The sequence below is a fragment of the Bosea sp. NBC_00550 genome (genome assembly GCF_026020075.1).
In the GTDB taxonomy this organism is placed as follows: Bacteria; Pseudomonadota; Alphaproteobacteria; order Rhizobiales; family Beijerinckiaceae; genus Allobosea.
Genome location: NZ_CP102772.1, coordinates 5,517,869 through 5,543,434, shown reverse-complemented (window position 1 = coordinate 5,543,434; position 25,566 = coordinate 5,517,869). Strand labels below are relative to the sequence as shown.

The window sequence follows — 25,566 nt, the reverse complement described above, 5'->3', positions numbered from 1 at the left end:
CGCCCCTTGGGCGCACGCACTCTGGGCGCAGGACATCTCCGGCGGATACGTCATGGCCACAATCCTGAAAAACGGTTCCCGCGGGCCTGAGGTCAAGAAGCTTCAGGAAGCGCTGAACGCCACGCTGAAGCCGCGGCCGCTGCTCGTCCCCGATGGCCAGTTCGGCAACCTGACCCGCAGCGCGGTGCTCGCCCTCCAGCGCAAGAACTGGCTGGTCGAGGACGGCGAAGCCGGCCCGGCCACGCAATCCTGCCTCTATGACATCGAGGCCTTCGCGCCGATCCTGCACAAGGTCTCCTTCATCGCCCAGCCGACGAACACGACCTGCTGGGCGACCTCGACGGCGATGATGAAGAACTCGACCGTGCCGATCATCATCGCCAGGACGCCGCCGGACATGATCGCCTCCGATGGCGGGCTGCTGAACTCGTCGGAGAGCGACCAGGCGATCGTGACCGGCCAGCGCTATGGCCGCATCCACGGGCTGCGCTGCAACGCGCCGATGTCCTGGTCGGTCGAGTTGCTGCGGCAGGCGCTGTCGCGCGGGCCGCTGATGTTCGACATGCTCTGGCGCGTCGACGAATACACCGCCGGGCGCGGCAGCCCCGGCCATATGATCGTGGTGGTCGGCATGCGCGGGGACGGCAACCCCGACGGCACCGGCACGACGCTGCGCATCCACGATCCCTGGCCGCCGAACCGCGGCAAGATCTACTCCAAGGGCTATTTCAAATGGTCCGTCGACCTGCCGACGATGACCTACCGCGTCTTCGAGCGATAAAGCCCGGCACGCTCGACCACCTTGAGCATGAGGCTCGGCAGCGGCTCGCTCGCGATATCGACCAGCGGCGTGAAGCGCATGCCGGCGGGCGCCCGCGTTTGCGGCGGCACGCTGCCGGTGAACACGGTCAGTTCCAGCGGGAAATGCGTGAAGACATGGCGCACCGGCTCGGGCAGCCGGTTCCAGCGCAGCGGCAAGGGCGCATCCTGCGCGGCACCGTCGAGTTCGTAATCGGCGCGCCATTCGCTGGTCGGCACCTCGGCCATGCCGCCGAGCAGTCCCTTGTCGGGACGCGTGCGCAGCAGGATCGCGCCATCGGCCCGCGTCAGCACGAAGGCGGCGCCATAGCGCGTCACACCGGCCTTCTTGCGCGCCTTGCGAGGAAAGCTCTCCTGCGTGCCCGCCACCCGCGCCCGGCAGGGCTCGCGCCACGGGCAAAGGCCGCAGGCCGGATTGCGCGGCGTGCAGATGGTTGCGCCGAGATCCATCAAGGCCTGCGCGAAATCGCCCGGACGGCCATGCGGCAGCAGCGCCAGCACCCTCTCGCGGATCAGCGGACGCGCGCCCGGCAATTCGTCCTCGATCGCGAAAAGCCGCGTCATGACGCGCTCGACATTGCCGTCGACGGCCGCGGCCGGCCGGTCGAAGGCGATCGCGGCCACGGCGCCCGCCGTATAGGCGCCGATGCCGGGCAGCAAGCGCAGGCCGTCCTCCGTATCGGGGAAGCGGCCGCCATGGCTTTCCATCACAGCTTTCGCGCAGGCATGGAGATTGCGGGCGCGTGAGTAATAGCCGAGGCCGGCCCAGGCCTGCATGACCTCTTCGGATGGCGCGTCGGCAAGTGCCTTCACCGTCGGGAAGCGGGTCATGAAGCGCTCGTAATAGGGCTTCACCGCCGTGACCGTGGTCTGCTGCAGCATGATCTCGGAGGCCCAGACCCGATAGGGATCGGGCCGCGCGCCTGCAACGGCGCGCCAGGGCAGCGCGCGGCGATGGCGGTCGTACCAGGCGAGCAGATCGGCGGCGCGGGGCATCGGAACGGGGGCGTCCATGCGTCCGGTTTAGCGCGAGGAGCCGAAGCTGTGGAAGGGCCGAACGGCGGCGGGTGCTCCCGATGTCAGCGAAGAGGCAGGCGGCCATGCGCCATGGAGCCAGGAGCGGACATGCCTGGGCAGCCCCGAAGCCCTTGTTTCAGAAAGCCATACGCAGCACGACGCCGGCCAAGGCTGCCATGGCCAAGGTTGGTATCATGCCCACCCGGAACCGCAGCATTGCGATCATCGCCGCGATTGACAGCAGCGCGGCCTGCCAATCCACCGACGCAAAGACCGGCATATCAGGCGAGAGGCCGAGAAAGCTCACCGAGCGCACCTCTCGAAAAACCACGTGCAGCGCAAACCATAATGCGAGGTTCATCACCACGCCGACCACCGCGGCTGTGATCGCGGTCAGGGCCGCCGCGAGAGCCTTGTTGCCGCGCAATGCCTCGACATAGGGCGCCCCGAGGAAAATCCAGAAAAAGCAGGGCGCAAAGGTGACCCAAAGCGTCAGCAGCGCCCCGAGGCAACCGGCCAGCAGCGGATCGAAGACACCCGGAGCGCGATAGGCTGCGAGGAAGGCGACGAACTGCAGCACCAGGATCAGCGGACCCGGCGTCGTCTCGGCGAGTCCGAGCCCATCGACCATCTCCCCCGGCGCGAGCCACCCGAAACTCTCCACTGCGGCCTGCGCGACATAGGCCAGCACCGCATAGGCGCCGCCGAAGGTGACGACAGCCATCGTGCTGAAGAAGCCGCCGAGATGTGTCCAGACGCTCGCCTGCCCGGTCAGCAACCAGAGCAGGGCGACGGGGCCGAGCCAGAGCGGAAGCCAGATCGCGACCGTCTGGAGCGCCCTCGCGCCCGAAGGCGTGGCGTGCGCAAGCTCGCCGCGCTCGAACATCAGGTCGACCACGCCCTTGAATTCGGGCGCGCCGGCTTTGGCCGCGTGGCCACCGCCGGCGAACGTCGCGGGGGCGTAGCGGTTTCCGGCCCAGCCGACGATGCCGGCGGCAAGAATGATGATCGGGAACGGGATCTTGAAGAGGTAGATCCCGACGAAGGCTGCAATCGCGATCATGACCATCGCGCGGTTCTTCAAGGCGCGACGGCTGATGCGGAGGCAGGCCTCGATCACAACCGCAAGGACAGCCGCCTTGACGCCGAAGAAGACGGCATCGACCAGCGGCACCTGCCGGTAGAGCACGTAGAGCAGGCTCAGCCCGAGCATCACCAGCGCGCCGGGCAGGATAAAGAGCAAGCCCGCGACGAGGCCGCCGATGGTCCGATGCATCAGCCAGCCGATGTAGACGGCAAGCTGTTGCGCCTCCGGACCCGGCAGGAGCATGCAGTAGTTCAGAGCGTGCAGAAAGCGCTGCTCGCCGATCCAGCGCCGATCCTCGACGAGTTCCTTGTGCATGAGGGCGATCTGCCCGGCTGGGCCGCCAAACGACAGGCAGCCGACCTTCGCCCAGACCCTGGTGGCCTCTGCGAATGTCGGCGCCGACGGCGAGATGTGGGTGTCGTCCGAGGTCGAAGCGATCGTCATGGCGCCCTCCCTCAAGACTTCTTCGGGACGGACGGCCAGTTGTGGGTCTCCTCGGTTGCATCCCGGCACCAGCGATAGAAGGCGTCGTAGAGCAACATGCCCGCGCCCAGTTGTTCGAGATCGTCCCGATACATCCGCGAGAGCCCGAGGGAAACCGCCAGGAGGCCTGGCGCCTGGGGCGAGAGGTCCGGCCTCGCGGTGTCGGCCGCGCGCACGATCGTGGCGAGCTGATCGAGCGCTGGATTGGCCAGGCCGAACTCCTCGATCATGACGTCGAAGGTGCAGCGCTCGCTGCGATGGCTCCAGAACACGTCATCGATGTCGAACGGTGTCGCCCCGAAGCGGTCGGCAACATCAGGCACTTCGGCGGCCGTCACGAACAGGAACACGGCGTTGGGGTCGACGAAGCGCCGGATCAGCCATGGGCAGGCGATCCGGTCGACCTTCGGCCGGGAGCGCGTGACCCATAAGGTGCGCCCGGCGGTATCGCGCGCCGGCAGCTTGCCGGTCGCGACCAGGATGCCACCGGCATCTCGCCACGCCTCGAAGCCGCCCGCCAGGTTCTCGGCCTCGACGCCTTCGTGGCGCAACCATGCCGCGACGCCTTCGCTCAACTTCTGGCCGCGCTGGCAGACGACGGCGATGCGCTGGCCAAGATATTCACGCGCCCATTCGGCGACGTTCTTATGAGAGCGGTGAACCGCTCCGGGCAGGATTCGGGGATCGATGGCGACATCGTCGGGGATGCGGACATCGATGATCGTTGGCGCGTCAAGCGTTCCGACGAGACGCGAGAGCTGCTGTGGCGATATCTGGGTGAATGAAGACATGAGCGTCCATCCCGATGAACCGAGGATAATGGACGCGATCGTTGGGCTGACGCCTCACGGGGTCGTCGCGATAACCCCTCTACCCGCATCAAACCACGGAGATCGTCCCTCCGCAAGGATTCGCCTTGCGCGCGGACCTGTCCAGTTTCCGGTGGGGTCGAAAGCCGAAGCCCATTCTCGCCTCCCGACGCATTCGGCTTGCCTTGCCACCGCTCGCTCGCGCAAACTGGGCCATGGCCGCAAAACCGCTCGCAGAGCTGATCGACAACTGCATCGCGCCCGCGCTCGCCGCGCAGGGTTTCGCGGGGCGCGCCATCGTCTCGCTCTGGCCGGAGATCGTCGGCGAGCGGCTGGCGGCGCGCTCGCGCCCGCTCAAGATCGACTGGCCGCGCCGCCGCCCCGCCCCGGGCGAGGCGACCGAGCCGGCGACGATGGTCGTGCGCGTCGAGGGCGCCTTCGCGCTGGAGATGCAGCAGCTCGGCCCATTGGTCGTCGAACGGGTGAACACCCATCTCGGCTGGCGCGCTGTCGGCAAGCTCGTGCTCAAGCAGGGGCCGGTTGCCCCGCCTGTCACAGCCAAGCCGGTGCCGAAGCTCGACGGGGAAGCTGCCGCACGCGTCGACGAGCAGGTCGCCTGCGTCGCCGACGAGGGGCTGCGCGAGGCATTGGCGCGGCTCGGCCGCGCCGTCGCCCTCAACGCGAAATCGCGAGGCCATGACACGGCTTCGTGAGCGAGGCGGTGCGCGGCGCGATGTGCTCTTGCCACAATCGCGATGGCCTCTATAGCTCCGCAACCGATTTGGACCTTCCGGGGAATTCTCACGATGACGAACAGGCGACAGCTCCTGACCGGCGCGGCCGGCATCGCCGCTGCCGCGCTCGCCGGCACGAACGCCGCGCGGGCCCAGACCAAGCTGCCCGACGCCGGCCCGCTGGGCGATGTCTGGCTCGGCCCGGCCGACGCCAAGGTCAGCATCGTCGAATACGCCTCGATGACCTGCTCGCACTGCGCGCATTTCCATGAGACGACGTGGCCGGAGCTGAAGAAGAAGTACATCGACACCGGCAAGGTGCGCTTCACGCTCCGCGAATTCCCGCTCGATCCGCTGGCGACGGCCGGCTTCATGCTCGCCCGCTGCAACGGCAACGACAAGTTCTTCCCGGTGACGGACCTACTGTTCGCGCAGCAGCGCAACTGGGCCTTCACCGAAAAGCCGGTCGACGCGCTGTCCGCGCTGGTGAAACAGGCCGGTTTCACACAGGAATCGTTCGAGGCCTGCTTGAAAAGGCAGGATATCTATGACGCCGTCACTGTCGTGAAGGATGGCGGGGCCAAGGCTGGCGTGGATTCGACGCCGACCTTTTTCATCAACGGGCAAAAGCGTTCCGGTGCGCTCTCGATCGCCGAGTTCGACAAGATTCTGGAGCCGCTCCTCGGACAGTGAGGGCGCGGTTTTCGCGCGCGTTTCCTTCTCCCCTTGGGGGAGAAGGTGTCTGCGTAGCAGACGGATGAGGGCCGACTCGCTCTCCCTTGCCCGTCGCTCCCTCATCCGACCCGGCTTCGCCGGGCCACCTTCTCCCCCGAGGGGAGAAGGGAAAAAGCGGGCGCGTCGATGCATCTGACGCGCCTCAAGCTCGCCGGCTTCAAGACCTTCGTCGAGCCGACGGAATTCCTGATCGAGCCCGGCCTGACCGGCATCGTCGGGCCGAATGGCTGCGGCAAGTCCAATCTCGTCGAAGCCCTGCGCTGGGTGATGGGCGAAAGCTCGTTCAAGAACATGCGCGGCTCGGGGATGGACGACGTCATCTTCGGCGGCTCGGGCGAACGCCCGGCCCGCAACATGGCCGAAGTCTCGCTCACCCTCGACAACAGCGACCGCAAGGCGCCCGCCGCCTTCAACGAGGCGGAGGTGCTCGAAGTCACGCGCCGGATCGAGCGCGAGGAAGGCTCGACCTACCGCATCAACGGCAAGGAGGTGCGGGCGAAGGACGTGCAGCTGCTCTTCGCCGATGCTGCGACCGGCGCGCGCTCTCCGGCGCTCGTACGGCAAGGGCAGATCAGCGAGATCATCTCGGCCAAGCCGCAATCGCGCCGGCGCATCCTGGAGGACGCCGCGGGCATCGCCGGGCTGCACAGCCGCCGCCACGAGGCGGAACTCCGGCTGCGCGGCGCCGAGGACAATCTGACCCGGCTGGAGGATGTGCTCGGCGAGATCGACGGGCAGATCGAAGCCCTGCAGCGGCAGGCGCGGCAGGCCGGGCGCTATCGCAGCCTCGCCTCCGATATCCGCCGGGCCGAAGCAATCCTGGCGCTGATCGCCCTGCATGATGCGCGCACCCAGGAGGCGCAGGCCACGCGCGTGCTGGAGGAAGCGGTGCGCGGCGTCGCCGACCAGACCGGCATCCAGGCCGAAACCGCCAAGCGGCAGGCCATCGCCGCCCATGAGATGCCGGCGTTGCGCGAGGGCGAGGCCACGGCCGCCGCGGCGCTGGTCCGGCTGAAGCGCGGGCTCGACGAGCTCGAAGCCGAGAATCGCCGTGCCCGCCTGCGAGCGGAGGAACTCGGCCGCCGTCTCACGGAATTGCAGGCCGATCTCGCGCGTCAGGAAAGCGTCGGCCGCGATGCTGCGGAAAGCCTGTCCCGGCTCGGCGAGGAGGATGCAGCGCTTGCCCGCGAGGGCGATGGCGCCGGCTCCGGGGCGGAAGCCGCCACGGGAGAACAGCAGGAGGCGGAGGCTGCGCTTGCCGCAGCGGAGGCTGAACACGGCGCCGCACAGGCGGCCTTGTCCGATCTCGCCGCGCGGCGCGGTGCCCTGGAGCGTGCGGCGCGTGAGGCCCGCGAGCGCCAGGAGCGTGCGACCGGCGAGCGGGAGAAACTGCGACGCGAACTCGAAATCCTCGATTCCTCCGACGCGAAGACGATGCTCGACCGGCTGCGCGAGGCGCTGGCGGCGGCAGAGAAGACAGTGCAGAGCGCGGAAAGCGAAGTCGCCGCGGCGCGTTCGGCCGTCGCGGCGGCGCGCGAGCGCGAGGCCGCGCTGCGTGGCCCTCTCGCCGAGGCCGACCGCCGCGCCCAGCGTCTCGACACCGAGATCGGCACGCTACGCAAGCTGCTCGCCCCGGCAGTTGGTGATCGCTGGCCGGCGATCCTCGAATCGCTCAGCGTCGCGAAGGGCTATGAGGTCGCGCTCGGCGCGGCGCTCGGCGACGATCTCGATGCCTCGACCGAGGCCGCGGCCCCTGCCCATTGGGACGACACCGGCGCCGGATCCGACGATCCGGCACTGCCGGAAGGTGCGACGCCGCTGCTCGACCATGTCGGGGGACCGGCGGCCCTCGGGCGGCGGCTGGCGCAGATCGGCGTGATCGCGCGCGGCGACGGCGAAGGGATGCGGCATCATCTGAAGCAGGGCCAGATCCTGGTCTCGCGCGAGGGCGATCTCTGGCGCTGGGACGGCTTCACCAGCGCCGCAGACGCGCCCTCCCCGGCCGCACGGCGGCTGTCCGAGAAGAACCGGCTTGCCGATCTGGAGCGTGCGGCCCAAGCGGCGCGCGAAGCGGCGGATGCCGCCCGGCGGGCTCTGGAGGCCGTCAGCACCGAGGCGCGTAAGGCCGCGCAAGCAGAGACCGCCGCGATCGAGGCCGCGCGGCAGGCCCGCCGTGGCGTCGATCAGTCCCGCGAGCAACTGGCCGCCGCCGAGCGCAAGGCTGCCGAAACGCTGGTGAAGCGCTCGACGCTGGCCGAGGCGATCAAGCGTCTCGGCCAGGCCGTCTCCGAAGCGGTGTCGCAGATCGCGACGCATGAGGCGGGGCTCGCGGCGCTGCCTGCCCCCGCGGAACTGGAGAACATTCTGCTCAAGGCGCGCGTGCTGCTGGGCGAGAGCCGCGCTGCGGCCTCCGATGCGCGCGCCCGCGTCCAGACGCTGGCGCGCGAGGCCGAATTGCGGATGCGCCGCCGCGCCGCCATCGCCGCCGACATCAGGGCCTGGAATGAACGCGCAACGGCAAGCCTGCAGACCGCCGAAGAAACACGCCGCCGAATCGAAGCCGCAAGCACCGAGCAGAAGACGCTGCTGGAAGCACCCGACACCTTCCTGACAGAGCGGCGCCGACTCCTGGCGGAGATCGAGCAGGCCGAAGGCGCCCGCCGCGACGCCGCCGACAGGCTCGCCGCCGGCGAAACGGCGCTTGCGGACGCCGACCGGCAGGCCCGCATCGGGCTCGAAGGATTGTCCGGCGCGCGCGAGCGCCGCGCTTCGGCCGAGGCGCGGCTCGAAGCCGCCCGCCAGCGTGTCGGCGACATCACGCGGCAGATCGAGGACGGGCTGGAAACCGGGCTCGACGGGCTGCAGGAAATCGCCGGGATCAAGCCGGGCGACGCCCTGCCCGAGCCGGAGGCCGTCGAGCGGCGGCTCGCCAACCTGAAGGGCGAACGCGAGCGGCTCGGCGCCGTCAATCTGCGCGCCGAGGACGAACTCGCGGAGGTGAAGACGAAGCGCGAGGGGCTTTCCGGCGAGCGCGACGACCTGACCGAGGCGATCCGGCGATTGCGCCAGGCGATCGGGGCGCTCAATCGCGAGGGCCGCGAGCGGCTTCTGGCTGCCTTCGAGATCGTCAACGCGCATTTCCAGCGCCTCTTCGGCATCCTGTTCGGCGGCGGCGAGGCGGAGCTCAAGCTGGTCGATTCGGAAGATCCGCTGGATGCCGGGCTCGAAATCTTCGCCCGCCCGCCCGGCAAGAAGCCGCAGGTGATGACCCTGCTATCGGGCGGCGAGCAGGCGTTGACCGCGACCGCGTTGATCTTCGCGGTGTTCCTGACCAATCCCTCGCCGATTTGCGTGCTCGACGAGGTCGACGCGCCGCTCGACGACGCCAATGTCGAGCGCTACTGCGACCTGCTCGCGGACATGGCGCGGAATACCGAGACGCGATTCATCCTGATCACCCACAATCCGATCACCATGGCGCGGATGGAACGGCTCTTCGGCGTGACCATGGCCGAGCGCGGCGTCAGCCAGATGGTTTCTGTCGACCTCGCCACGGCCGAACGCATCCGCGAGGCCGTCTGAAGGCGGCGTTCCCTGCGCTGAAAAAATGCCACAATCTGCGCCGCATTGCGGCAAGAATGTCGCACCCAGCCCGAATTTCTAAATATTCCAATGTGTTAGGTGTTATCCACCTGCCTTGACAGCGCGGGGGGCTGTCAATAAAGGAGGCCGTGCTGACGACGGCTCGATGCGCGGGTTTGGTCGTGGTTATAGTGGTTTTTCGCGGGATCGCGGCGTAAACGCGATCAAGACGGAGGACCGAGACCATGCCCGAACCCGACCCAAACGCCTCAGACTCGGAGTTGCGCGCAAGACTGGGTTCCCTGAAGTCCGCGATCAAACGGGCGGAAGAGAACGATAAGCCGGGCGCGGGTCCGGCTGGAGAGGACAAGGCCCTTGCGGGTGCGATGTCCTCAGGCTTTCGCGCCGCGACGGATCTCGCAGGCGGCATCATCGCAGGCGCCCTGATCGGGTACCTCGGCGACCGGTGGCTGGGAACGTCTCCGTTCCTGCTGATCGCCTTCATGGTGATCGGAACCATCGCCGGCCTGAGATCCGTCTATCGGCTCGGTTCGCGTCCGACCTCCGGGTCGAATGGCGGTCCGAAGGCGAATTGATCGAAGGGCGGCCTGCGAAGGCCGCACGACAGGGAACGAGAGCATGGCGGCCGGCGGCGGAATCGATCCGATCCACCAATTCCACATCACTCCCATCGTGGAGCTGAAGCCGTTCGGCCTCAACCTGTCCTTCACCAACACTTCGCTGTGGATGGTGATCGTGCTCGCGGTCGTCTCGGTGATCATGATCTACGGCTCGAGCCAGCGTTCGGTCGTTCCCGGCCGGCTGCAGTCGCTCGCCGAGATGATCTACGAGTTCGTCGCCTCCACCCTCACGGGCGTGATGGGCCGTGAGGGCATGAAGTTTTTCCCCCTCGTGTTCTCGCTGTTCATGTTCGTGCTGGCCAGCAACATGCTGGGCATGATCCCCGGCTCGTTCACCGTCACCAGCCAGATCATCGTCACCGCCGCCTTCGCCGTGCTCGTCATCAGCGTGGTGCTGGTCTACGGCATCGTGAAGCATGGCAGCCATTTCTTCGGCCTGTTCGTGCCGTCGGGCGTGCCGGGCTGGCTCTTGCCCTTCATGGTGGTGATAGAGGTCGTCTCCTTCCTCTCGCGCCCGGTTTCGCTCAGCTTGCGCCTGTTCGGCAACATGTTGGCCGGCCATATCGCGCTCAAGGTCTTCGGCGGCTTCGTGGTCGTGCTGCTCGGCTCGGGCGCCGTGCTGAACTATGCCATCGCGCCGCTGCCGCTGCTGCTGGCCGTCGCGCTCACCGCGCTCGAGTTCCTCGTCGCCTTCCTGCAGGCCTACGTCTTCGCGATCCTGACCTGCGTGTATCTCAACGACGCGCTGCACCCCGGCCACTGAGCCCGTAGCAGCGCTCGCGAGAGTTCAACCCACCGTTTAGCCTTCCACACTGGAGAAACATCATGGATCCTGTTGCAGCCAAGTTCATCGGCGCCGGCCTCGCCTCGCTCGGCATGGGCCTCGCCGCCATCGGCGTCGGCACCATCTTCGGCAACTTCCTCTCGGGCGCGCTGCGCAACCCTTCCGCGGCTGACGGCCAGTTCCCGCGCGCCTTCATCGGTGCGGCGCTCGCCGAAGGTCTGGGCATCTTCGCGTTCGTCGTCGCGCTCGTGCTGCTCTTCGTGGTCTGACGCTTTTCGTCGATCGCTTTCTCGTCGCGCGCGCCGGCCATCTTTCGGCCATGTGCGCGGCGATTCCTTTTCTCTGCGCTGAAAGGCACCCCATGCCGGTTCGATCTTCAGGGTTCGTCGGACAAGGATGGCCGGTGGCTGTCGCCTCGTTCGCCACTCTGCTGGCGGGTGCGGCGCAGGCTGCCGAGCAGCAACACGGCTTGAGCGGCGAGAAGGCCTCCTTCCCGCCCTTCGATCCGACACACTTCGCCAGCAACCTGTTCTGGCTCGCGATCACCTTCGCGGTGCTCTACTGGCTGATGTCCACGGTCGCCCTGCCCCGTCTCGGCGCCATCCTGGAAGAGCGCGCGGACACGATCGGCCGCGACCTCGACCACGCCACGCAGATGCAGGGCAAGGCCGAGGAGATGGCGCAGGCCTATGAGAAGGCCCTCGCCGAGGCGCGCAAGAACGCTCAGGGCATCGCCCAGACGGCTCGCGAGACCGGCGCCAAGGCGAGCGACGCCCAGCGTCACGCCACCGAGGCCGAGCTCGCCGCCAAGCTTGCTCAGGCCGAGGCGACCATCGCCAAGACCAAGACCGAGGCGATGACCAATGTGCGCGGCCTCGGCAGCGACATCGCCGTCGCGATCGTCGAGAAGCTGACCGGTCAGGCTCCCAGCGCCAGCGAGGCGTCTGCGGCTGTCGACCAGGCCCTGTCGCGCGGCTGAGGAGAGATCAGATGGATACTTTCTGGGTCGGCGTCGCGCTCGTTATCTTCCTCGCCCTGCTCGCCAAGTTCGGCGTGCCCAAGGCCATCGTCTCCGCGCTCGATGCGCGCGGGGAGAAGGTCGCTCAGGAGTTGGCGGAAGCCCGCCGCCTGCGCCAGGAGGCCGAGAAGCTGCTCGCCGAGTACGATGCCAAGCGCAAGGCCGCAGAGGCCGACGCCGCCGAGATCATCTCCTCCGCCAATGACGAGGCCAAGCGCCTCGCGGCGGAAGCCGAGGCCAAGCTCGCGGACTTCGTCGCCCGCCGGACCAAATCGGCCGAGGAGAAGATCGCCCAAGCCGAGAGCCAGGCCGAGGCCGAGGTTCGCGCCGCGGCTGCGGAGGCTGCCACCAAGGCGGCCGAGACAATCCTGCGCGGCCAGATGGCCGGCAAGGCGGGCGAAGCCGCCTTCGCCGCCGGGTTGCAGGAGGTCAAGGCCAAGCTCAACTGAGCCCAGCCCTGATCGTCTGAAAGATCAACGCCGCGCTCTTCGGAGCGCGGCGTTTTCTTTTTGATGCCTGAGAGGGTGACGCGTCATGCTCGAGCTTGCCCCGAGCATCTCAGGACGAAAGAGGCGCCCCATCCTGAAAGAGCTTCTCGGACCTGCGCCTCGCTTCGCCCGAGAATGACGGCAGGGTTGCCGCTTCAGTTGCTGGCGGTCGCCGCTGGAGCCGGAGCATTGCCCGCCGCAGTCACCGGCATCGCAGCAGGTCGTGACGGCGGCGGAGCCACCGCCGCCTTGGGCTTCGGCTTGCGCGGCTGGATCGTCGAGGTAACGATGCCCTGCGGCGTGTCGAGCCCGTAGATATCGTCGCGGAACTGGACCTGCCCGTCCGCGCCCTGCCAGCCGGTGAGATAAACCCAGGCGACCGGCACGGATTTCTTCAGCGCGATGTTCTTGCGCTCGCCCTTGGCGATCTCGTCCTCGATCGCCTGGCGATTCCACTCCGAGCCTTCCAGCAGCCAGGCCGCGAGATCGCGGACGCCCTCAATACGGGCACAGCCGGAGGAGTTGAAACGGACATCGTTGCGGAACAGCGTCTTCTTCGGCGTGTCGTGCATGTAGACCGCCTCGGAATTCGGCATGTCGATCTTGAGCTGGCCGAGCGAATTGGTCGGCCCGGGCTCCTGCCGGACATAGAAATAGGGATTGGTCAGGCCCGCCCAGTTGACGCTCGCCGGGTCGATTTCCTTGTTCTCCGCTCCGAGCAGCTTCATGTTCGACTTGGCGATGAAGCCCGGATCCTTTCGCATATGCGGGATGATGTCGGCCTTCACGATCGACATCGGCACCGTCCAATAGGGATTGAGGTTGACCGATGTGATGTTGGCCTGGATCACCGGCGAAGGCCGGTCAGCCCGGCCGACGATGGCGAGGTGGCGCTGCTGGACGGCGCCGTTCTCGACCGCCTCGACGCTGGCGCCGGGGATGTTCACCACGACATAGCGGCTGGCGAAGTTGAAGCCGTTGCCCTTGAGGCGCTCCAGAGTCGCGGTGAGCTGGTTGAGCCGGGTCTCGACCGGCGTATTCATCGCCTTGAGGGTGAGGCGCCCGACCGTGCCGAGATCCGACAGGCCGTGACGGCGCTGGAAGCGCTTCACCGCCTCGGTCACGGCGGCATCGTAGACGTCGCCCGCGATAGCCTCGGGCGCGAGATCGCCGCTGGCGAGCAGCCGCTGCTTCAGCGCGACGACATCCGCGCCCTGCGAATCCGGCTTCAGCGCCGCGGCGCTGCCCGGCACCTTCGGCCAGCCGCCACGGCCAGCGACATCCTCATGGGCGATCAGCGCCTCGAGCGTGCGGTCATAGGTATTCGGGCCGTAACTCGGCTCGTTCGCGCGCACGACCGCCGTCGAAGCCAGGAGAAGAGCGGCCGTCGCAGCGAGGATGGCGGGACGGATAGACATGGAAACCCCCGAGCCGCAGGGAGCGGCACGGGGGGATCATTCCTCGACATAGTCAAGGAAGCATTAAGATCGGCCGGCGACGGCCTGTCGCCGTTTACTCTGCCGCGACTTTCGCCGGCGCCGGCTTCTCCCACTTCAGCACCGGCTGGCGCGCGGCACGGGTCTCATCGAGCCGGCGGATCGGAGCGTGGTGCGGGGCGCTGGTGAAGCGCTCCTTGTCATTGCCCTTGGCGGCCATGGCGAGGTCCCGCAGCGTCGCGATGAAAAGGTCGAGCGAAGCCTTCGATTCCGACTCGGTCGGCTCGATCAGCATGGCGCCGTGGACGACCAGCGGGAAATACACCGTCATCGGGTGGTAGCCCTCGTCGATCATCGCCTTGGCGAAATCGAGCGTCGAGACACCCGAGCCTTTCAGCCACTCGTCGTCGAACAGCACTTCGTGCATCGACGGATGGTCCGGGAAGGGCAGCGACATCAGGTCGGCAAGCCCGGCGCGGATGTAGTTGGCGTTCAGCACCGCATCTTCCGACGCCTGCCGCATGCCGTCCGAGCCATGGCTCAGCATGTAGGCGAGAGCCCGGACATACATGCCCATCTGGCCGTGGAAGGCGGTCATGCGGCCGAAGGGCTTGTTGCCTTCCGGCGCTTCCTCCCGGCTCTCGATCAGATGCAGCTTGCCGCCATCCTCGACATGGATGAAGGGCACGGGCGCGAAGGGCGCCAGGCGCTCGGAGAGTACGACCGGGCCGGCACCCGGCCCGCCGCCGCCATGGGGCGTCGAGAAGGTCTTGTGCAGGTTGATGTGCATGGCGTCGACGCCGAGATCGCCCGGACGCGCCTTGCCGACGATGGCGTTGAAGTTGGCTCCGTCGCAGTAGAAATAGGCGCCGGCCTCATGCATCGCCGCGGCGATCTCGACGATCTGCGGCTCGAAGATACCGCAGGTGTTCGGGTTGGTCAGCATGATCGCCGCGATGTCGGGCCCGAGCAGGGCCTTCACGTCTTCGACCGCGACGGTGCCGTCCGGACGCGCCGGAACGGCCTTCACCGAGAAGCCGATCAGCGCGGCGGTCGCCGGGTTGGTGCCATGCGCCGATTCGGGAACCAGCACGACGTTGCGGGTCGCGCCCTCGCCCTTGGCCTCGATCGCGGCCTTGATCGCCATCATGCCACAGGCCTCACCATGGGCGCCGGCCTTGGGGCTCAGCGCCACGGCCGGCATGCCGGTCAGCGTCATCAGGTAGTTGGCCAGTTCCAGCATCAATTCGAGCGCGCCGGGCACGGTCGAGAGCGGCTGCAGCGGATGCACGTCGGAGAAACCCGGAAGCCGCGCCATCTTCTCGTTGAGGCGGGCGTTGTGCTTCATCGTGCACGAGCCGAGCGGGAAGAGCCCGGTATCGATACCGTAGTTCTTCTGGCTGAGGCGGACATAGTGGCGCATCGCCTCGGGCTCGGAGAGGCCGGGCAGGCCGATCTCGCCCTGGCGGGCATGCTTGCCCAGACGCGACTTGAACGGCGCCGGCTTTTCGATGTCGACGCCGGTCGTCTCGTGATGGCCAATCTCGAAGATCAGCGGCTCGATCTGCTGAAGCGCCTTGTTGCCGGTGAAGGTGAGGTGCTCTTCATGTGAGGCCTCGCCGGCCTGCGTGGGACGTCCCTGACGGTTCAGCATCACAGCACCTCCGCGAGCGCCTTGGCGAAGGCCGCCCGGTCATCATCGGTATTCACTTCGGTGGAAGCGACGAGCAGCAGGTCGTCCAGCCCGGCGCCCGGCATCAGCCGCGAGACCGGCACGCCGCCGAGCACGCCCTTCTCGGCGAGAGCTTCGACCACTTCGGCCGCAGGCTTCGGCAGCTTCACCGTGAACTCGTTGAAGAAGCTCTCGTTGAGCACCGAGACGCCCTTCACGCCGGCCAGCAGATCGGCAAGCTTCACGGCATTGGCGTGGTTCACCTCGGCAAGGCGGGTCAAACCCGACTGCCCGAGCAGCGTCATATGGATGGTGAAGGCCAGCACGCAGAGGCCGGAATTGGTGCAGATGTTCGAGGTCGCCTTGTCGCGGCGGATATGCTGCTCGCGTGTCGAGAGCGTCAGCACGAAGCCGCGCTGCCCGGTCGAATCGACCGTCTCGCCGCAAAGCCTTCCCGGCATCTGGCGGATATATTTCGACTTGGCGGCGAAGAGGCCGACATAGGGGCCGCCGAAGTTCAAGGCGTTGCCGATCGACTGGCCCTCGCCGACGACGATGTCGGCATCCTCAGCGCCCGGCGGCACCACAGCGCCGAGTGAGATCACTTCGGTGAAGACCGCGATCAGCAGCGCGCCATGGGCATGGGCCTTCTCGGCGATCGGCTTGAGGTCGCGGAGATTGCCGAACACGTCGGGCGACTGCACGACGATGCAGGAGACGCTATCGTCAATCTGCGAGAGGATGTCCTCATTGGCCGAGACGTCGGCTTTAAGCGCCACGACCTCGTCATTCGCCATCTCCGAGAGCGTCTTCACGACGTCGGTATAGTGCGGGTGCAGGCCGCCGGAGAGCACCGCCTTGCGACGCCGGGTGACGCGATGCGCCATCAGCACGGCTTCGCCGGTACCGGTCGAGCCGTCATACATCGAGGCGTTGGCGACCTCCATGCCGGTCAGCGCCGCGACCTGGGTCTGGAACTCGAAGAGATATTGCAGCGTGCCCTGCGCGATCTCGGGCTGATAGGGCGTGTAGCTGGTCAGGAATTCCGAGCGCTGGATCAGGTGATCCACCGTCGCCGGGACATGATGCTTGTAGGCGCCGGCGCCAACGAAGAATGGCACGGCGGAAGCCGCGGTGTTCCGGCCGGCCATCTTGCCGAGGATGCGCTCAACCTCGATCTCGCCCCTGGCACGCGGCAGATCGACCGGGCCTTTCAGGAGCTTGCCGGCGGGCACATCGCTGAACAGCGCGTCGATGTCGGAGACGCCGACCCGCGCGAGCATGTCCTCGCGGTCGGTATCTGTCAGGGGGAGATAGCGCATGGGGTTTTCCGTTATCGTGCTGGCGCCGAACGCATTCCAAACCGCGTCGTCATCCCGGGCAAAGACCCGGGATCCATCGAAGGGCGGCGCGCTCTCCGATGGATCCCGGAGCAGCGCGGCTTCGCCGCTTGTCCGGGATGACGCGGAGGTTCAGCTCAAAGCGTCTTGACGTAATCCTGGTACTCGGCCTCGTTCATCAGCCCGTCGAGCTCGCCCGCGTCCTTGATCTTCAGCTTGAGGAACCATCCCTTGCCGGCGGGGTCCTCGTTGACGGTGCCGGGCGTGGCTTCGAGCTCGCCATTGACCTCGACGACCTCGCCGGAAACCGGGGCATAGACCTCCGAGGCGGCCTTGACGCTCTCGACCACGGCGGCCTCGCCGCCCTTGGCCAGCGCCTTGCCGACGGCCGGCAGCTCGACGAAGACGACATCGCCGAGCTGCGACTGGGCGTAGTCGCTGATGCCGACGGTGCCGACGTCACCCTCGATGCGGATATATTCGTGGTCTTTGCTGTAACGGGTCTCTGCCATGGTCTCCTCCTGGCGAAATATCTCGGAAAAACGATTCAGCGCTTGTAGCCGTTCGGCACGAAGGGCATGGGCGCGATGACGGCGGGCAGCGGCTTGCCGCGCACGATCAGGTTGAGCTTCGTGCCCGGTGCGGAATGGGCCTTGGCGACGTAGCCCATGGCGCAGGGGCCGTTCAGCGTCGGGCCGAAGCCGCCCGAGGTCACGGTGCCGACGACTTCGCCGTCTGGTGTCGCGATCTCCGTGCCTTCGCGGGCCGGAGCGCGACCTTCGGGCAGCAGGCCGACGCGGATGCGGGACACACCCTCGGCCAGCTCGCGCTGGATGCGCGCGGCGCCGGGGAAACCGCCCTCCTCGCGGCGGCGCTTCTGGATCGACCAGTTGAGCGCGGCCTCGATCGGGGACGTCGTGGTATCGATATCATGGCCGTAAAGGCAAAGTCCGGCTTCGAGCCGAAGCGAATCGCGGGCGCCAAGGCCGATCGGCTTCACCGTGGCATCGAGCAACAGCGTGTCCCAGATTTCGCCGATCTTGTTGGTGGCGGCGGAAATCTCGTAGCCGTCCTCGCCGGTATAGCCGGAGCGGCTGACATTGGCCTTGATGCCCGCGACCTTCATGGTGCGGGAGGTCATGAAACCCATCTCGGCCGCTTCCGGAGCGATGGCGGCTAGCGCCGCCTGGGCGCCCGGCCCCTGCAGCGCGATCAGCCCGCGATGCTCGGCCTTGACCAGCTTCACATTGGCCGGCAGCCGCGCCTCGATATGGGCGTAGTCGGCATCCTTGCAGGCGGCGTTGACCACGACATAGAGCGCCCCATCCTCGTCGGGATCGAGCGAGCGCGTCACCATCAGGTCGTCGAGGATGCCGCCCTCTTCGTTGAGGAGCTGCGAATAGCGCTGCTTGCCGGCGGCGAGATTGACGATGTCAGCGGGAATCAGCGCTTCCAGCGCCTTGGCCGTAGTCTCGTGATCGGGGCCGATCAGGAAGGCCTGGCCCATATGCGAGACGTCGAAGAGCCCGGCCTTCTCGCGTGTCCAGTTGTGCTCGGTCAGGATGCCGGCCGGGTACTGCACCGGCATGTCGTAGCCGGCGAAGGGCACCATGCGCGCGCCGAGCGCGACATGGCGGGCATGAAGCGGCGTCTTCAGCGGCGCAGGCGCGCCGGCATTGTCGGTTGTGGCCTCAAGTGCCTCGGCAGCCATGGCATGCCCCTCCCAGAGTCGAGCGCAAGCTCCGGACGGCATCGCCCGGAACGCGCCCCCTCTGTCTTGGGACCTGAGAGATTTCCCCGCCAGACCGTGAGGCCGGACGAGTTACACCCGTCGGTGGGCGGGAATCGCTTCCCGCCGCTTTCCAGAGCGCCAAATCCCCAGCGGTCCTTGTTGCCTGAGCGTTTCCGGGGCGGTTGCGCCTTCGGCGCCGGCCCTGACGGATCAGGCCCGGTCTCTTCCGCGGGGATATGCGGCTGGGGCAGAGATACAGGAGGCGCGGCCTTAGTCAATCGGCGCGCCGCCCTCTTTCACGGCAAAGCCGCCTTTATCGACGGCGATTGCGCGCCGGAGTGACAGCGCCGCCCTGGCCCAGGCCCACGATGATCTCGACATCGCCGCTGCCGGCCGGCACCACGATGCCGTCCTCGACATGGGAGAAATCGACACCGCCCTGGCCGGACGAGATCGTGCCGCCGACGCGCGAGGCGCGGCGGGCGACAGTCGTCGTGCCGCGCGACACCGTCGTCGTCAGCGTGGCGCCGTAGCTTCCCGCACCGCCGGCGGGGCCGAGAAGCACGCGCCCCTCGACACCGACCTTGAGCCGGAAGCCGCCATTGCCTGTCGATGTGCATTCGCGCGCGACGTTGGTGATCGAGATCTGATAGCGCAGGCCGCTGCTGTCCTGCCCGGCCTGTGCGCGAACCGCGGCACCGCCATCGGCGACGATGACCTCCGGACAGATGGACTGACCGTCATTCTCCTCCTTCGGCAGCTGATCCGGCGCCGGCGGCTTCGTCGACTGGAACATGAGGACGTTGCCGATCGTCTGCGCCGTGCTCGGCTGGCCCGACGAGGACGAAGAGGATCCACAGCCGGCAAGGCCAAGGCAGAGCAGCGGCAGGGCAAACCAGCGGCTCGCAGTCAAAGTCTGGTCGATCAAGGCAGCGCCTCCACGCCGGGGCCGAAGCCGTTGAGCGAGACGGGCACGCCCACCCCCTCTTCCGGCGTCTGGAATACGATGAATGTCGCGCTCTTGCCGCCCTTGAGCTGGCCGAGCAGATTGTCGTCCATCACGACCTCGGCGACGCAACCGGTGGTGAGGCAGCGCACGAAACCTGCGCGGCCGATATCCTTGTCGTCGATCTTCAGGCCGAGACCGGACGGCAGCAGCACACCGAGCGGCGCGACGACACGCAGGAGCCGGCTCTTTTGATCGGCCGTCTTCAGCACGATGACCAGCAGCGTCAAATTCGGCCTGTCCTCGGCGGCGACGTTCTGGACGAGTGCGCATTGCTCCGCCTTGGCACCCGGCGGCACCTCGCAGCGCATCTGCCAATCGCCATGTGTCGAACGCACCGCGCCCTGCGCGAAAGCGGAGCCGGCGGTGAGACTCGTCCCCAGCAGCGCCAGCGCCAAGGCGCCTGCCGCTCCGATGATCCTCATCATCCGTGCCATCCTCCAAACCGACTCGTCACTGCAGCAGAAGCGCAAGATTCAGGCAAAACGCCGACCGTGCGAGAGAATCCCACCGCTCTTCACATAAAATCCGTTGGGACCATGCAGGCAGGGCCCTGTCAAGGCGGGCACGGGCGTGTCCAGCCGCTTCCGTCAAGACCTCGCGCGATTATGCCGCACAGATGTCGGGGCGCCTCTTCATTGCCCCTCTGGCGTAAGCGCGATCTTTGATTTATCGCAATCCCGAAGAACGAGGCGACTTCGCGGTCGCCCCTTCGTGCGTGGGGCAAAGCCGGTCGGTTCCCATGCAGGTCGATTGAGGAGCATGTCGGATCGATGCGATTTCTGAGCAGGACCTTTGCAACAGCGGCCGCCACGGCCCTTGCCGTCGCCGCGCTGGCGACTGTCCCGGCCATCGCCGGCACCGGCATGCCATCGCCCTGGCAGATGAACCTGCAGGGTGCGGCGACCCCGGTCGCCGAGTTCATCCACTGGTTCCATGACTGGCTGAACATCATCATCGGCGTCGTCACGCTCTTCGTGCTCGCCCTGCTGGTCTACGTGGTCTTCCGCTTCAACGAGAAGGCCAACCCGGTTCCGTCGAAGACCACGCACAACGCCCTGCTCGAAGTGGCCTGGACCGTGATCCCGGTCCTGATCCTCGTCGTCATCGCGATTCCCTCCTTCCGCCTGCTCAAGCTGCAGCTCGAAGTGCCGCAGGCCGACCTGACCCTGAAGGTCACCGGCAAGCAGTGGTACTGGTCCTATGAATATGCGCAGGACAACGGCGCCTTCGGCTTCGACTCGCTGATGCTGGACGAGAAGCAGCGCGCCGAGGCGATCGCCAGCAACAAGATCGCGGCGGCGGAAGCCCCGCGCCTGCTCGCCGTCGACAACGAGGCGGTCGTGCCGGTCGGCAAGACCGTCCGCGTCCAGGTCACCGGCGCCGACGTCATCCACAAGTTTACGGTGCCGTCCTTCGGCATCAAGATCGACGCGATTCCCGGCCGGCTGAACGAAACCTGGTTCAAGGCCGAGCGCGAAGGCATCTATTACGGCCAGTGCTCGTTCATCTGCGGCCAGAACCACGCCTACATGCCGATCGCCTTCCGCGTCGTCAGCCAGGAGCGCTACGCCGCCTGGCTCGCCGAGGCGAAGCAGAAATTCGCCAATGCCGAGGATGCGGGCAGCAAGCTCGCCGCCGCGTCCAAGTAATTCGCCGAGGAGACTAGACGATGGCAACCGCGGCACCGCACGCTCACGGCCATGGACATGACGAGGCCCATCACGACCACCCGACCGGGTGGCGCCGCTGGCTCCTGTCCACCAACCACAAGGACATCGGCACGCTCTACCTGATCTTCTCGATCATCGCGGGCCTCGTCGGCGGCTTCCTCTCGATCATGATGCGCATCGAGCTGCAGCAGCCCGGCCTGCAGATTTTCGCCAACGGCCAGAGCTACAACGTCTTCGTCACCGGCCACGGCCTGATCATGATCTTCTTCATGGTCATGCCCGCGGTCATCGGCGGCTTCGGCAACTGGTTCGTGCCGCTGATGATCGGCGCGCCGGACATGGCCTTCCCGCGCATGAACAACATCTCGTTCTGGCTCACCGTCGCCGCGTTCATCCTGATGATCATCTCGATGTTCGTCGAAGGCGCTCCCGGCGCGCACGGTGTCGGCACCGGCTGGACGGTCTATCCGCCATTCTCGACGACCGGACACCCCGGCCCGTCGGTCGATTTCGGCATCCTGTCGCTGCACCTCGCCGGTGCGGCCTCGATCCTGGGCGCGATCAACTTCATCACCACGATCCTGAACATGCGCGCGCCCGGCATGACCATGCACAAGATGCCGCTGTTCGCCTGGGGCGTGCTGGTCACCGCCTTCCTGCTGCTGCTGGCGCTGCCGGTGCTCGCGGGCGCGATCACCATGCTGCTGACCGACCGCAACTTCGGCACGACCTTCTATGATCCGGCCGGCGGCGGCGACCCGATCCTGTACCAGCACCTGTTCTGGTTCTTCGGCCATCCCGAAGTCTACATCATGATCCTGCCGGCCTTCGGCATCGTCAGCCACATCATCTCGACCTTCTCGAAGAAGCCGATCTTCGGCTATCTCGGCATGGCCTACGCCATGGTCGCGATCGGCGTCGTCGGCTTCATCGTGTGGGCGCACCACATGTACACCGCCGGCCTGTCGCTCAACACGCAGCGCTACTTCGTGTTCGCCACGATGGTGATCGCGGTGCCGACCGGCATCAAGATCTTCTCCTGGATCGCGACGATGTGGGGCGGCTCGATCCGCTTCACCGCGCCGATGGTCTGGGCGGTGGGCTTCATCTTCCTGTTCACCGTCGGCGGCGTGACCGGCGTGGTGCTGGCCAATGCCGGCGTCGACCGCTCGCTGCATGCGACCTACTACGTCGTGGCGCACTTCCACTACGTGCTGTCGCTGGGCGCCGTGTTCGGCATCTTCGCGGGCTTCTACTATTGGTTCCCGAAGATGAGCGGCTACGTGATCCCCGACTGGATCGGCCGTCTGCACTTCTGGGTGGCCTTCATCGGTGCGAACCTGCTGTTCTTCCCGCAGCACTTCCTCGGGCTCGCCGGCATGCCGCGTCATTATGTGGACTATCCCGATGCCTTCGCGGGATGGCATTTCTGGTCGTCGATCGGTTCCTACATCTTCGCCTTCGGCCTGCTGATCTTCTTCTACGGCCTCGTGGTCGCCTTCACGAAGAAGCAGCTCGCCGGTGACAATCCGTGGGGCGAAGGTGCGACGACGCTGGAGTGGACCCTGTCCTCGCCGCCGCCGTTCCACCAGTTCGAGACGCTGCCGCGCATCACCGGCTCGGACCACTGAGACAACAGGCGGCGGGCCAACCGGCCCGCCGCCGCCCTTCCCCCGAGAGCCTCGACCGAGGCTTTCCGGAGACGGGCGGCAAGATCATCGCCGCGAATACCCACGCGCCTGACGGCGCTGTTTCACGAGTACGAAGACGATTCGACAGATGTCTGCTGCGTTCGAAACCCGCACCGACGGCCTGACCGCCTCCCCCGGCGAAGCGCGCGATTTCTTTGCGCTGCTGAAGCCGCGCGTGATGTCGCTCGTCGTGGTGACGGCGCTGACCGGCATGGCGACGGCGCCGGGCTCCGTGCACCCGGTCCTCGCGCTCGCCGCGCTGATCGCGATCGCGGTCGGCGCCGGTGCGTCCGGCTGCCTCAACATGTGGTACGACGCCGATATCGACGCGCTGATGAGCCGCACGGCCAAGCGCCCGATCCCGGCGGGCCGCGTCCTGGCCTCCGAGGCGCTCGCCTTCGGGCTGACACTCTCGATCGGCTCGGTATTGGTGCTCGGCCTGGTCGCCAATGAACTTGCGGCCTTCATGCTGGCCTTCACCATCTTCTTCTACGCCGTCGTCTACTCGATGTGGCTGAAGCGCTGGACGCCGCAGAACATCGTGATCGGCGGTGCCGCCGGGGCCTTCCCGCCGATGATCGGCGAAGCGGTGGTGACCGGCGACTTCGGCTGGCATTCTCTGGTGCTGTTCGCGATCATCTTCCTGTGGACGCCGCCGCATTTCTGGGCGCTGGCGCTGGTCAAGTCCGAAGACTATGCGCGCGCCGGCATCCCGATGATGCCGAACGTGGCCGGGCCTGCCGCCACCCGCCGGCAGATCGTGCTCTATTCGCTGCTCATGGCTCCCGTCGCCGTGCTGCCGGCGCTGATGGGCTTCGGCGGCCTGCTCTACCTGATCGTCTCGGTGACCACCGGCCTCGCCATGATCTGGCTTTCGATCCGCGTCTGGCGCCGCACGGAGGGACAGCCCGCCGTGAAGGCCGCCTATTCCCTGTTCGGCTTCTCGATCATCTATCTCTTCCTGCTGTTCGCCGTGCTGCTCGTCGAGAACGGCCTTGGGCTGATGTGGGCCCTGCCGAAGGTGATCGGATGAGCGAGCAGCCCCCCAAGCAGCCCGCGCCAGCTCCGTTCTCGCCAGAGGACATGGCGCGCCGCCGCCGCCGCTCCGTCGCGCTCGCGCTGGTGCTGGCCGGGCTCGTGGTGTTCTTCTTCGTGGTGACGCTGGTGAAGACCGGCCCCGCGATCATGAACCGGCCGCTGTGATGACGAACCCCGCCCCCGAGAAGCCCAGGGCCAATCCGGCGCGCACCGCGCTGATCTGCGCCGGCGTCGCCTTCGGCATGCTGGGCGCCTCCTTCGCGGCGGTGCCGCTCTACGACCTGTTCTGCAAGGTCACCGGTTTCGGCGGCACGCCGATGGTCGGCACGGCCGGCGCCGGCAAGATCCTCGACCGGACGATGGCAGTGCGTTTCGACGCCAATGTCGCGCCGGGGCTGGGCTGGAAGTTCGAGGCCGAGAGCCCGGAGATCAAGGTCCGCGTCGGCGCGACGCAGACCGTGTTCTACAAGATGACGAATCGCTCGGACCGCACCGTGACCGGCATCGCGACCTACAATGTCGCGCCGGAGAAGGGCGCGGCCTATTTCGTCAAGATCCAGTGCTTCTGCTTCACCGAGCACACGCTCAAGCCGGGCGAGAGCTTCGAAGCGCCGGTGGTGTTCTATATCGACCCCGAGATCGCTGGGAATCGCGAGCTCGACGGGGTCCACGCCATCACGCTGTCCTACACCTATTTCGCCTCCAAGTCGGGCCAGCCCGTCGCCGAGGACAAGGCCGGCTCCGTCAAGGGTGACGCGGGCAATTCGAAACTGTAGAACGCGCTAGAGCAAAAGCGCGGACAAGACGCCGTACGCGGAGACTGAATAAGATGGCCGGGGCCCATACGAAGCACCACGACTACCACCTCGTCGATCCGAGCCCGTGGCCGCTCGTCGGCGCCGCCAGCGCGACCGTGCTGGCGATCGGCGCCGTGATGTGGATGAAGGCGCTGCCCGTGGGCGGCATGCATATCGGCCCGCTCGTCTTCGGCGCCGGCCTGCTCGGCGTGCTCTACACCATGCTCTCCTGGTGGATGGACGTGGTGCGCGAGGCCGAGACGGAAGGCCACCACACCCGCGTCGTCCAGCTCCACCACCGCTACGGCATGATCATGTTCATCGCCTCGGAGGTGATGTTCTTCGTCGCATGGTTCTGGGCCTATTTCGACGCCAGCCTGTTTTCCGGCGAGACGATCAACTATCTCCGCTACGATTTTACCGGCGGCGTCTGGCCGCCCAAGGGCATCGAGACCTTCGATCCCTGGCATCTGCCGCTGCTCAACACGCTGATCCTGCTGACCTCGGGCACGACCGTGACCTGGGCGCATTACGCGCTGATCAACAACGACCGCGCCGGCCTGAAGCAGGCCCTGTGGCTGACGGTGATCCTCGGCATCCTGTTCACGCTGTGCCAAGCCTACGAGTATTCGCACGCCACCTTCGCCTTCAAGGGCAACATCTACGGCGCCACCTTCTTCATGGCGACCGGCTTCCACGGCGCGCATGTCATCATCGGCACCATCTTCCTGGCGATCTGCCTCTACCGGGCCTATCTCGGCCACTTCAAGCCGGACCAGCATCTCGGCTTCGAGTTCGCCGCCTGGTACTGGCACTTCGTCGACGTGGTCTGGCTGTTCCTGTTCGCCGCGATCTATGTCTGGGGTGCAGGCGGACACGCGGCCGCGGCGCACTAGATCACGAACAACTACCGCGCCCTCGCGGTTCTCGTCTGACGAAAGGCGGCCGCGAGGCCGCCTTTCCTGCTTAGGTCCTTTGATTTTG

Annotated in this window: 24 protein-coding genes, 1 pseudogene and 1 riboswitch; of the genes and pseudogenes, 15 read left to right on the top strand and 10 right to left on the bottom strand. The window is 66.9% G+C overall.

The features are described 5' to 3' along the window. The first annotated feature begins 52 nt into the window (after window positions 1–52). Window positions 53–781 (top strand): peptidoglycan-binding protein, encoded by a 729-nt coding sequence (locus NWE53_RS26320; RefSeq protein WP_265052241.1) that lies wholly within the window; start codon window positions 53–55, stop codon window positions 779–781. 5 nt (window positions 782–786) lie between these two features. On the opposite strand, the pseudogene mutY reads toward NWE53_RS26320, so the two are convergent. The 3 genes and pseudogenes from mutY to NWE53_RS26305 all read right to left on the bottom strand — a co-directional run. Further along, window positions 787–1,833, bottom strand: a pseudogene (mutY, locus tag NWE53_RS26315) (A/G-specific adenine glycosylase); the annotation flags it as partial. A gap of 139 nt (window positions 1,834–1,972) precedes the next feature. Next, window positions 1,973–3,367, bottom strand: coding sequence for a chromate efflux transporter (chrA, locus tag NWE53_RS26310; RefSeq protein WP_265052239.1), 1,395 nt, complete (start codon window positions 3,365–3,367; stop codon window positions 1,973–1,975). Between the two features lie 11 nt (window positions 3,368–3,378). Beyond that, window positions 3,379–4,197, bottom strand: coding sequence for a sulfurtransferase/chromate resistance protein (locus NWE53_RS26305; protein WP_265052238.1), 819 nt, complete (start codon window positions 4,195–4,197; stop codon window positions 3,379–3,381). 233 nt (window positions 4,198–4,430) lie between these two features. Between NWE53_RS26305 and NWE53_RS26300 the strand changes: the two genes are divergently transcribed. The 8 genes from NWE53_RS26300 to NWE53_RS26265 all read left to right on the top strand — a co-directional run bounded on the left by NWE53_RS26300 (window position 4,431) and on the right by NWE53_RS26265 (window position 12,158). After that, window positions 4,431–4,928: a DUF721 domain-containing protein gene (locus NWE53_RS26300; RefSeq protein WP_265052237.1), complete on the top strand. Its 498-nt coding sequence runs from the start codon at window positions 4,431–4,433 to the stop codon at window positions 4,926–4,928. 93 nt (window positions 4,929–5,021) lie between these two features. Beyond that, on the top strand, window positions 5,022–5,642 hold the full coding sequence (locus NWE53_RS26295; RefSeq protein WP_265052236.1) for a DsbA family protein: 621 nt from the start codon (window positions 5,022–5,024) through the stop codon (window positions 5,640–5,642). A 168-nt stretch (window positions 5,643–5,810) separates the two neighbouring features. Then, complete coding sequence (locus NWE53_RS26290; protein WP_265052235.1) at window positions 5,811–9,266, top strand: chromosome segregation SMC family protein; 3,456 nt, start codon at window positions 5,811–5,813, stop codon at window positions 9,264–9,266. Between the two features lie 245 nt (window positions 9,267–9,511). Continuing rightward, complete coding sequence (locus NWE53_RS26285) at window positions 9,512–9,862, top strand: AtpZ/AtpI family protein (protein WP_265052234.1); 351 nt, start codon at window positions 9,512–9,514, stop codon at window positions 9,860–9,862. A gap of 43 nt (window positions 9,863–9,905) precedes the next feature. Beyond that, complete coding sequence (locus NWE53_RS26280) at window positions 9,906–10,670, top strand: F0F1 ATP synthase subunit A (protein WP_265052233.1); 765 nt, start codon at window positions 9,906–9,908, stop codon at window positions 10,668–10,670. A gap of 62 nt (window positions 10,671–10,732) precedes the next feature. After that, window positions 10,733–10,960, top strand: coding sequence for a F0F1 ATP synthase subunit C (locus NWE53_RS26275; RefSeq protein ID WP_038360954.1), 228 nt, complete (start codon window positions 10,733–10,735; stop codon window positions 10,958–10,960). 134 nt (window positions 10,961–11,094) lie between these two features. Beyond that, a complete protein-coding gene (locus NWE53_RS26270) occupies window positions 11,095–11,670 on the top strand; it encodes a F0F1 ATP synthase subunit B family protein (RefSeq protein ID WP_265052232.1) in 576 nt (191 codons plus the stop codon). Window positions 11,671–11,681: 11 nt separating this feature from the next. Then, a complete protein-coding gene (locus NWE53_RS26265) occupies window positions 11,682–12,158 on the top strand; it encodes a F0F1 ATP synthase subunit B family protein (RefSeq protein WP_265052231.1) in 477 nt (158 codons plus the stop codon). Window positions 12,159–12,352: 194 nt separating this feature from the next. Here the strand turns inward: NWE53_RS26265 and NWE53_RS26260 are convergent, their stop codons facing one another. From NWE53_RS26260 to NWE53_RS26230, 7 genes are all read right to left on the bottom strand, one after another. After that, window positions 12,353–13,615: a L,D-transpeptidase family protein gene (locus tag NWE53_RS26260; RefSeq protein ID WP_265052230.1), complete on the bottom strand. Its 1,263-nt coding sequence runs from the start codon at window positions 13,613–13,615 to the stop codon at window positions 12,353–12,355. Window positions 13,616–13,709: 94 nt separating this feature from the next. Continuing rightward, window positions 13,710–15,287 carry an aminomethyl-transferring glycine dehydrogenase subunit GcvPB gene (gene gcvPB / locus NWE53_RS26255; RefSeq protein ID WP_265052229.1) on the bottom strand — a complete coding sequence of 526 codons (1,578 nt, stop codon included), beginning with the start codon at window positions 15,285–15,287 and terminating at the stop codon, window positions 13,710–13,712. Beyond that, on the bottom strand, window positions 15,287–16,627 hold the full coding sequence (gene gcvPA, locus NWE53_RS26250) for an aminomethyl-transferring glycine dehydrogenase subunit GcvPA (RefSeq protein ID WP_265052228.1): 1,341 nt from the start codon (window positions 16,625–16,627) through the stop codon (window positions 15,287–15,289). Before gcvPA ends, gcvPB begins: the two co-directional genes overlap by 1 nt. Window positions 16,628–16,782: 155 nt before the next feature. Continuing rightward, window positions 16,783–17,157, bottom strand: coding sequence for a glycine cleavage system protein GcvH (gene gcvH / locus NWE53_RS26245; protein ID WP_265052227.1), 375 nt, complete (start codon window positions 17,155–17,157; stop codon window positions 16,783–16,785). A gap of 35 nt (window positions 17,158–17,192) precedes the next feature. Beyond that, the gene (gene gcvT, locus NWE53_RS26240; RefSeq protein WP_265052226.1) at window positions 17,193–18,356 is read right to left on the bottom strand and encodes a glycine cleavage system aminomethyltransferase GcvT; all 1,164 of its coding nucleotides are present in this window, start codon (window positions 18,354–18,356) and stop codon (window positions 17,193–17,195) included. Window positions 18,357–18,517: 161 nt separating this feature from the next. Then, window positions 18,518–18,616, bottom strand: a riboswitch (glycine riboswitch). A 74-nt stretch (window positions 18,617–18,690) separates the two neighbouring features. Continuing rightward, a complete protein-coding gene (locus NWE53_RS26235; protein ID WP_265052225.1) occupies window positions 18,691–19,305 on the bottom strand; it encodes a hypothetical protein in 615 nt (204 codons plus the stop codon). Continuing rightward, entirely contained in the window at window positions 19,302–19,811 is a 510-nt protein-coding gene (locus tag NWE53_RS26230) for an invasion associated locus B family protein (protein WP_442864909.1), read from the bottom strand. The genes NWE53_RS26235 and NWE53_RS26230 overlap by 4 nt, the downstream gene beginning before the upstream one ends. A gap of 345 nt (window positions 19,812–20,156) precedes the next feature. Here NWE53_RS26230 and coxB point away from each other — a divergent pair, with 345 nt between their 5' ends. The 6 genes from coxB (at window position 20,157) to NWE53_RS26200 (ending at window position 25,478) form a co-directional block, all read left to right on the top strand. After that, window positions 20,157–21,035, top strand: a complete 879-nt coding sequence (gene coxB / locus NWE53_RS26225) for a cytochrome c oxidase subunit II (RefSeq protein ID WP_265052224.1) — start codon at window positions 20,157–20,159, stop codon at window positions 21,033–21,035. A gap of 20 nt (window positions 21,036–21,055) precedes the next feature. Further along, window positions 21,056–22,687: a cytochrome c oxidase subunit I gene (ctaD, locus tag NWE53_RS26220; RefSeq protein ID WP_265052223.1), complete on the top strand. Its 1,632-nt coding sequence runs from the start codon at window positions 21,056–21,058 to the stop codon at window positions 22,685–22,687. Window positions 22,688–22,835: 148 nt separating this feature from the next. Continuing rightward, complete coding sequence (locus NWE53_RS26215; RefSeq protein ID WP_265052222.1) at window positions 22,836–23,780, top strand: heme o synthase; 945 nt, start codon at window positions 22,836–22,838, stop codon at window positions 23,778–23,780. Then, the gene (locus NWE53_RS26210; RefSeq protein WP_265052221.1) at window positions 23,777–23,950 is read left to right on the top strand and encodes a hypothetical protein; all 174 of its coding nucleotides are present in this window, start codon (window positions 23,777–23,779) and stop codon (window positions 23,948–23,950) included. Before NWE53_RS26215 ends, NWE53_RS26210 begins: the two co-directional genes overlap by 4 nt. After that, a complete protein-coding gene (locus NWE53_RS26205) occupies window positions 23,950–24,561 on the top strand; it encodes a cytochrome c oxidase assembly protein (protein WP_265052220.1) in 612 nt (203 codons plus the stop codon). Before NWE53_RS26210 ends, NWE53_RS26205 begins: the two co-directional genes overlap by 1 nt. A gap of 53 nt (window positions 24,562–24,614) precedes the next feature. After that, entirely contained in the window at window positions 24,615–25,478 is an 864-nt protein-coding gene (locus NWE53_RS26200; RefSeq protein WP_265052219.1) for a cytochrome c oxidase subunit 3, read from the top strand. Window positions 25,479–25,566 lie beyond the last annotated feature (88 nt).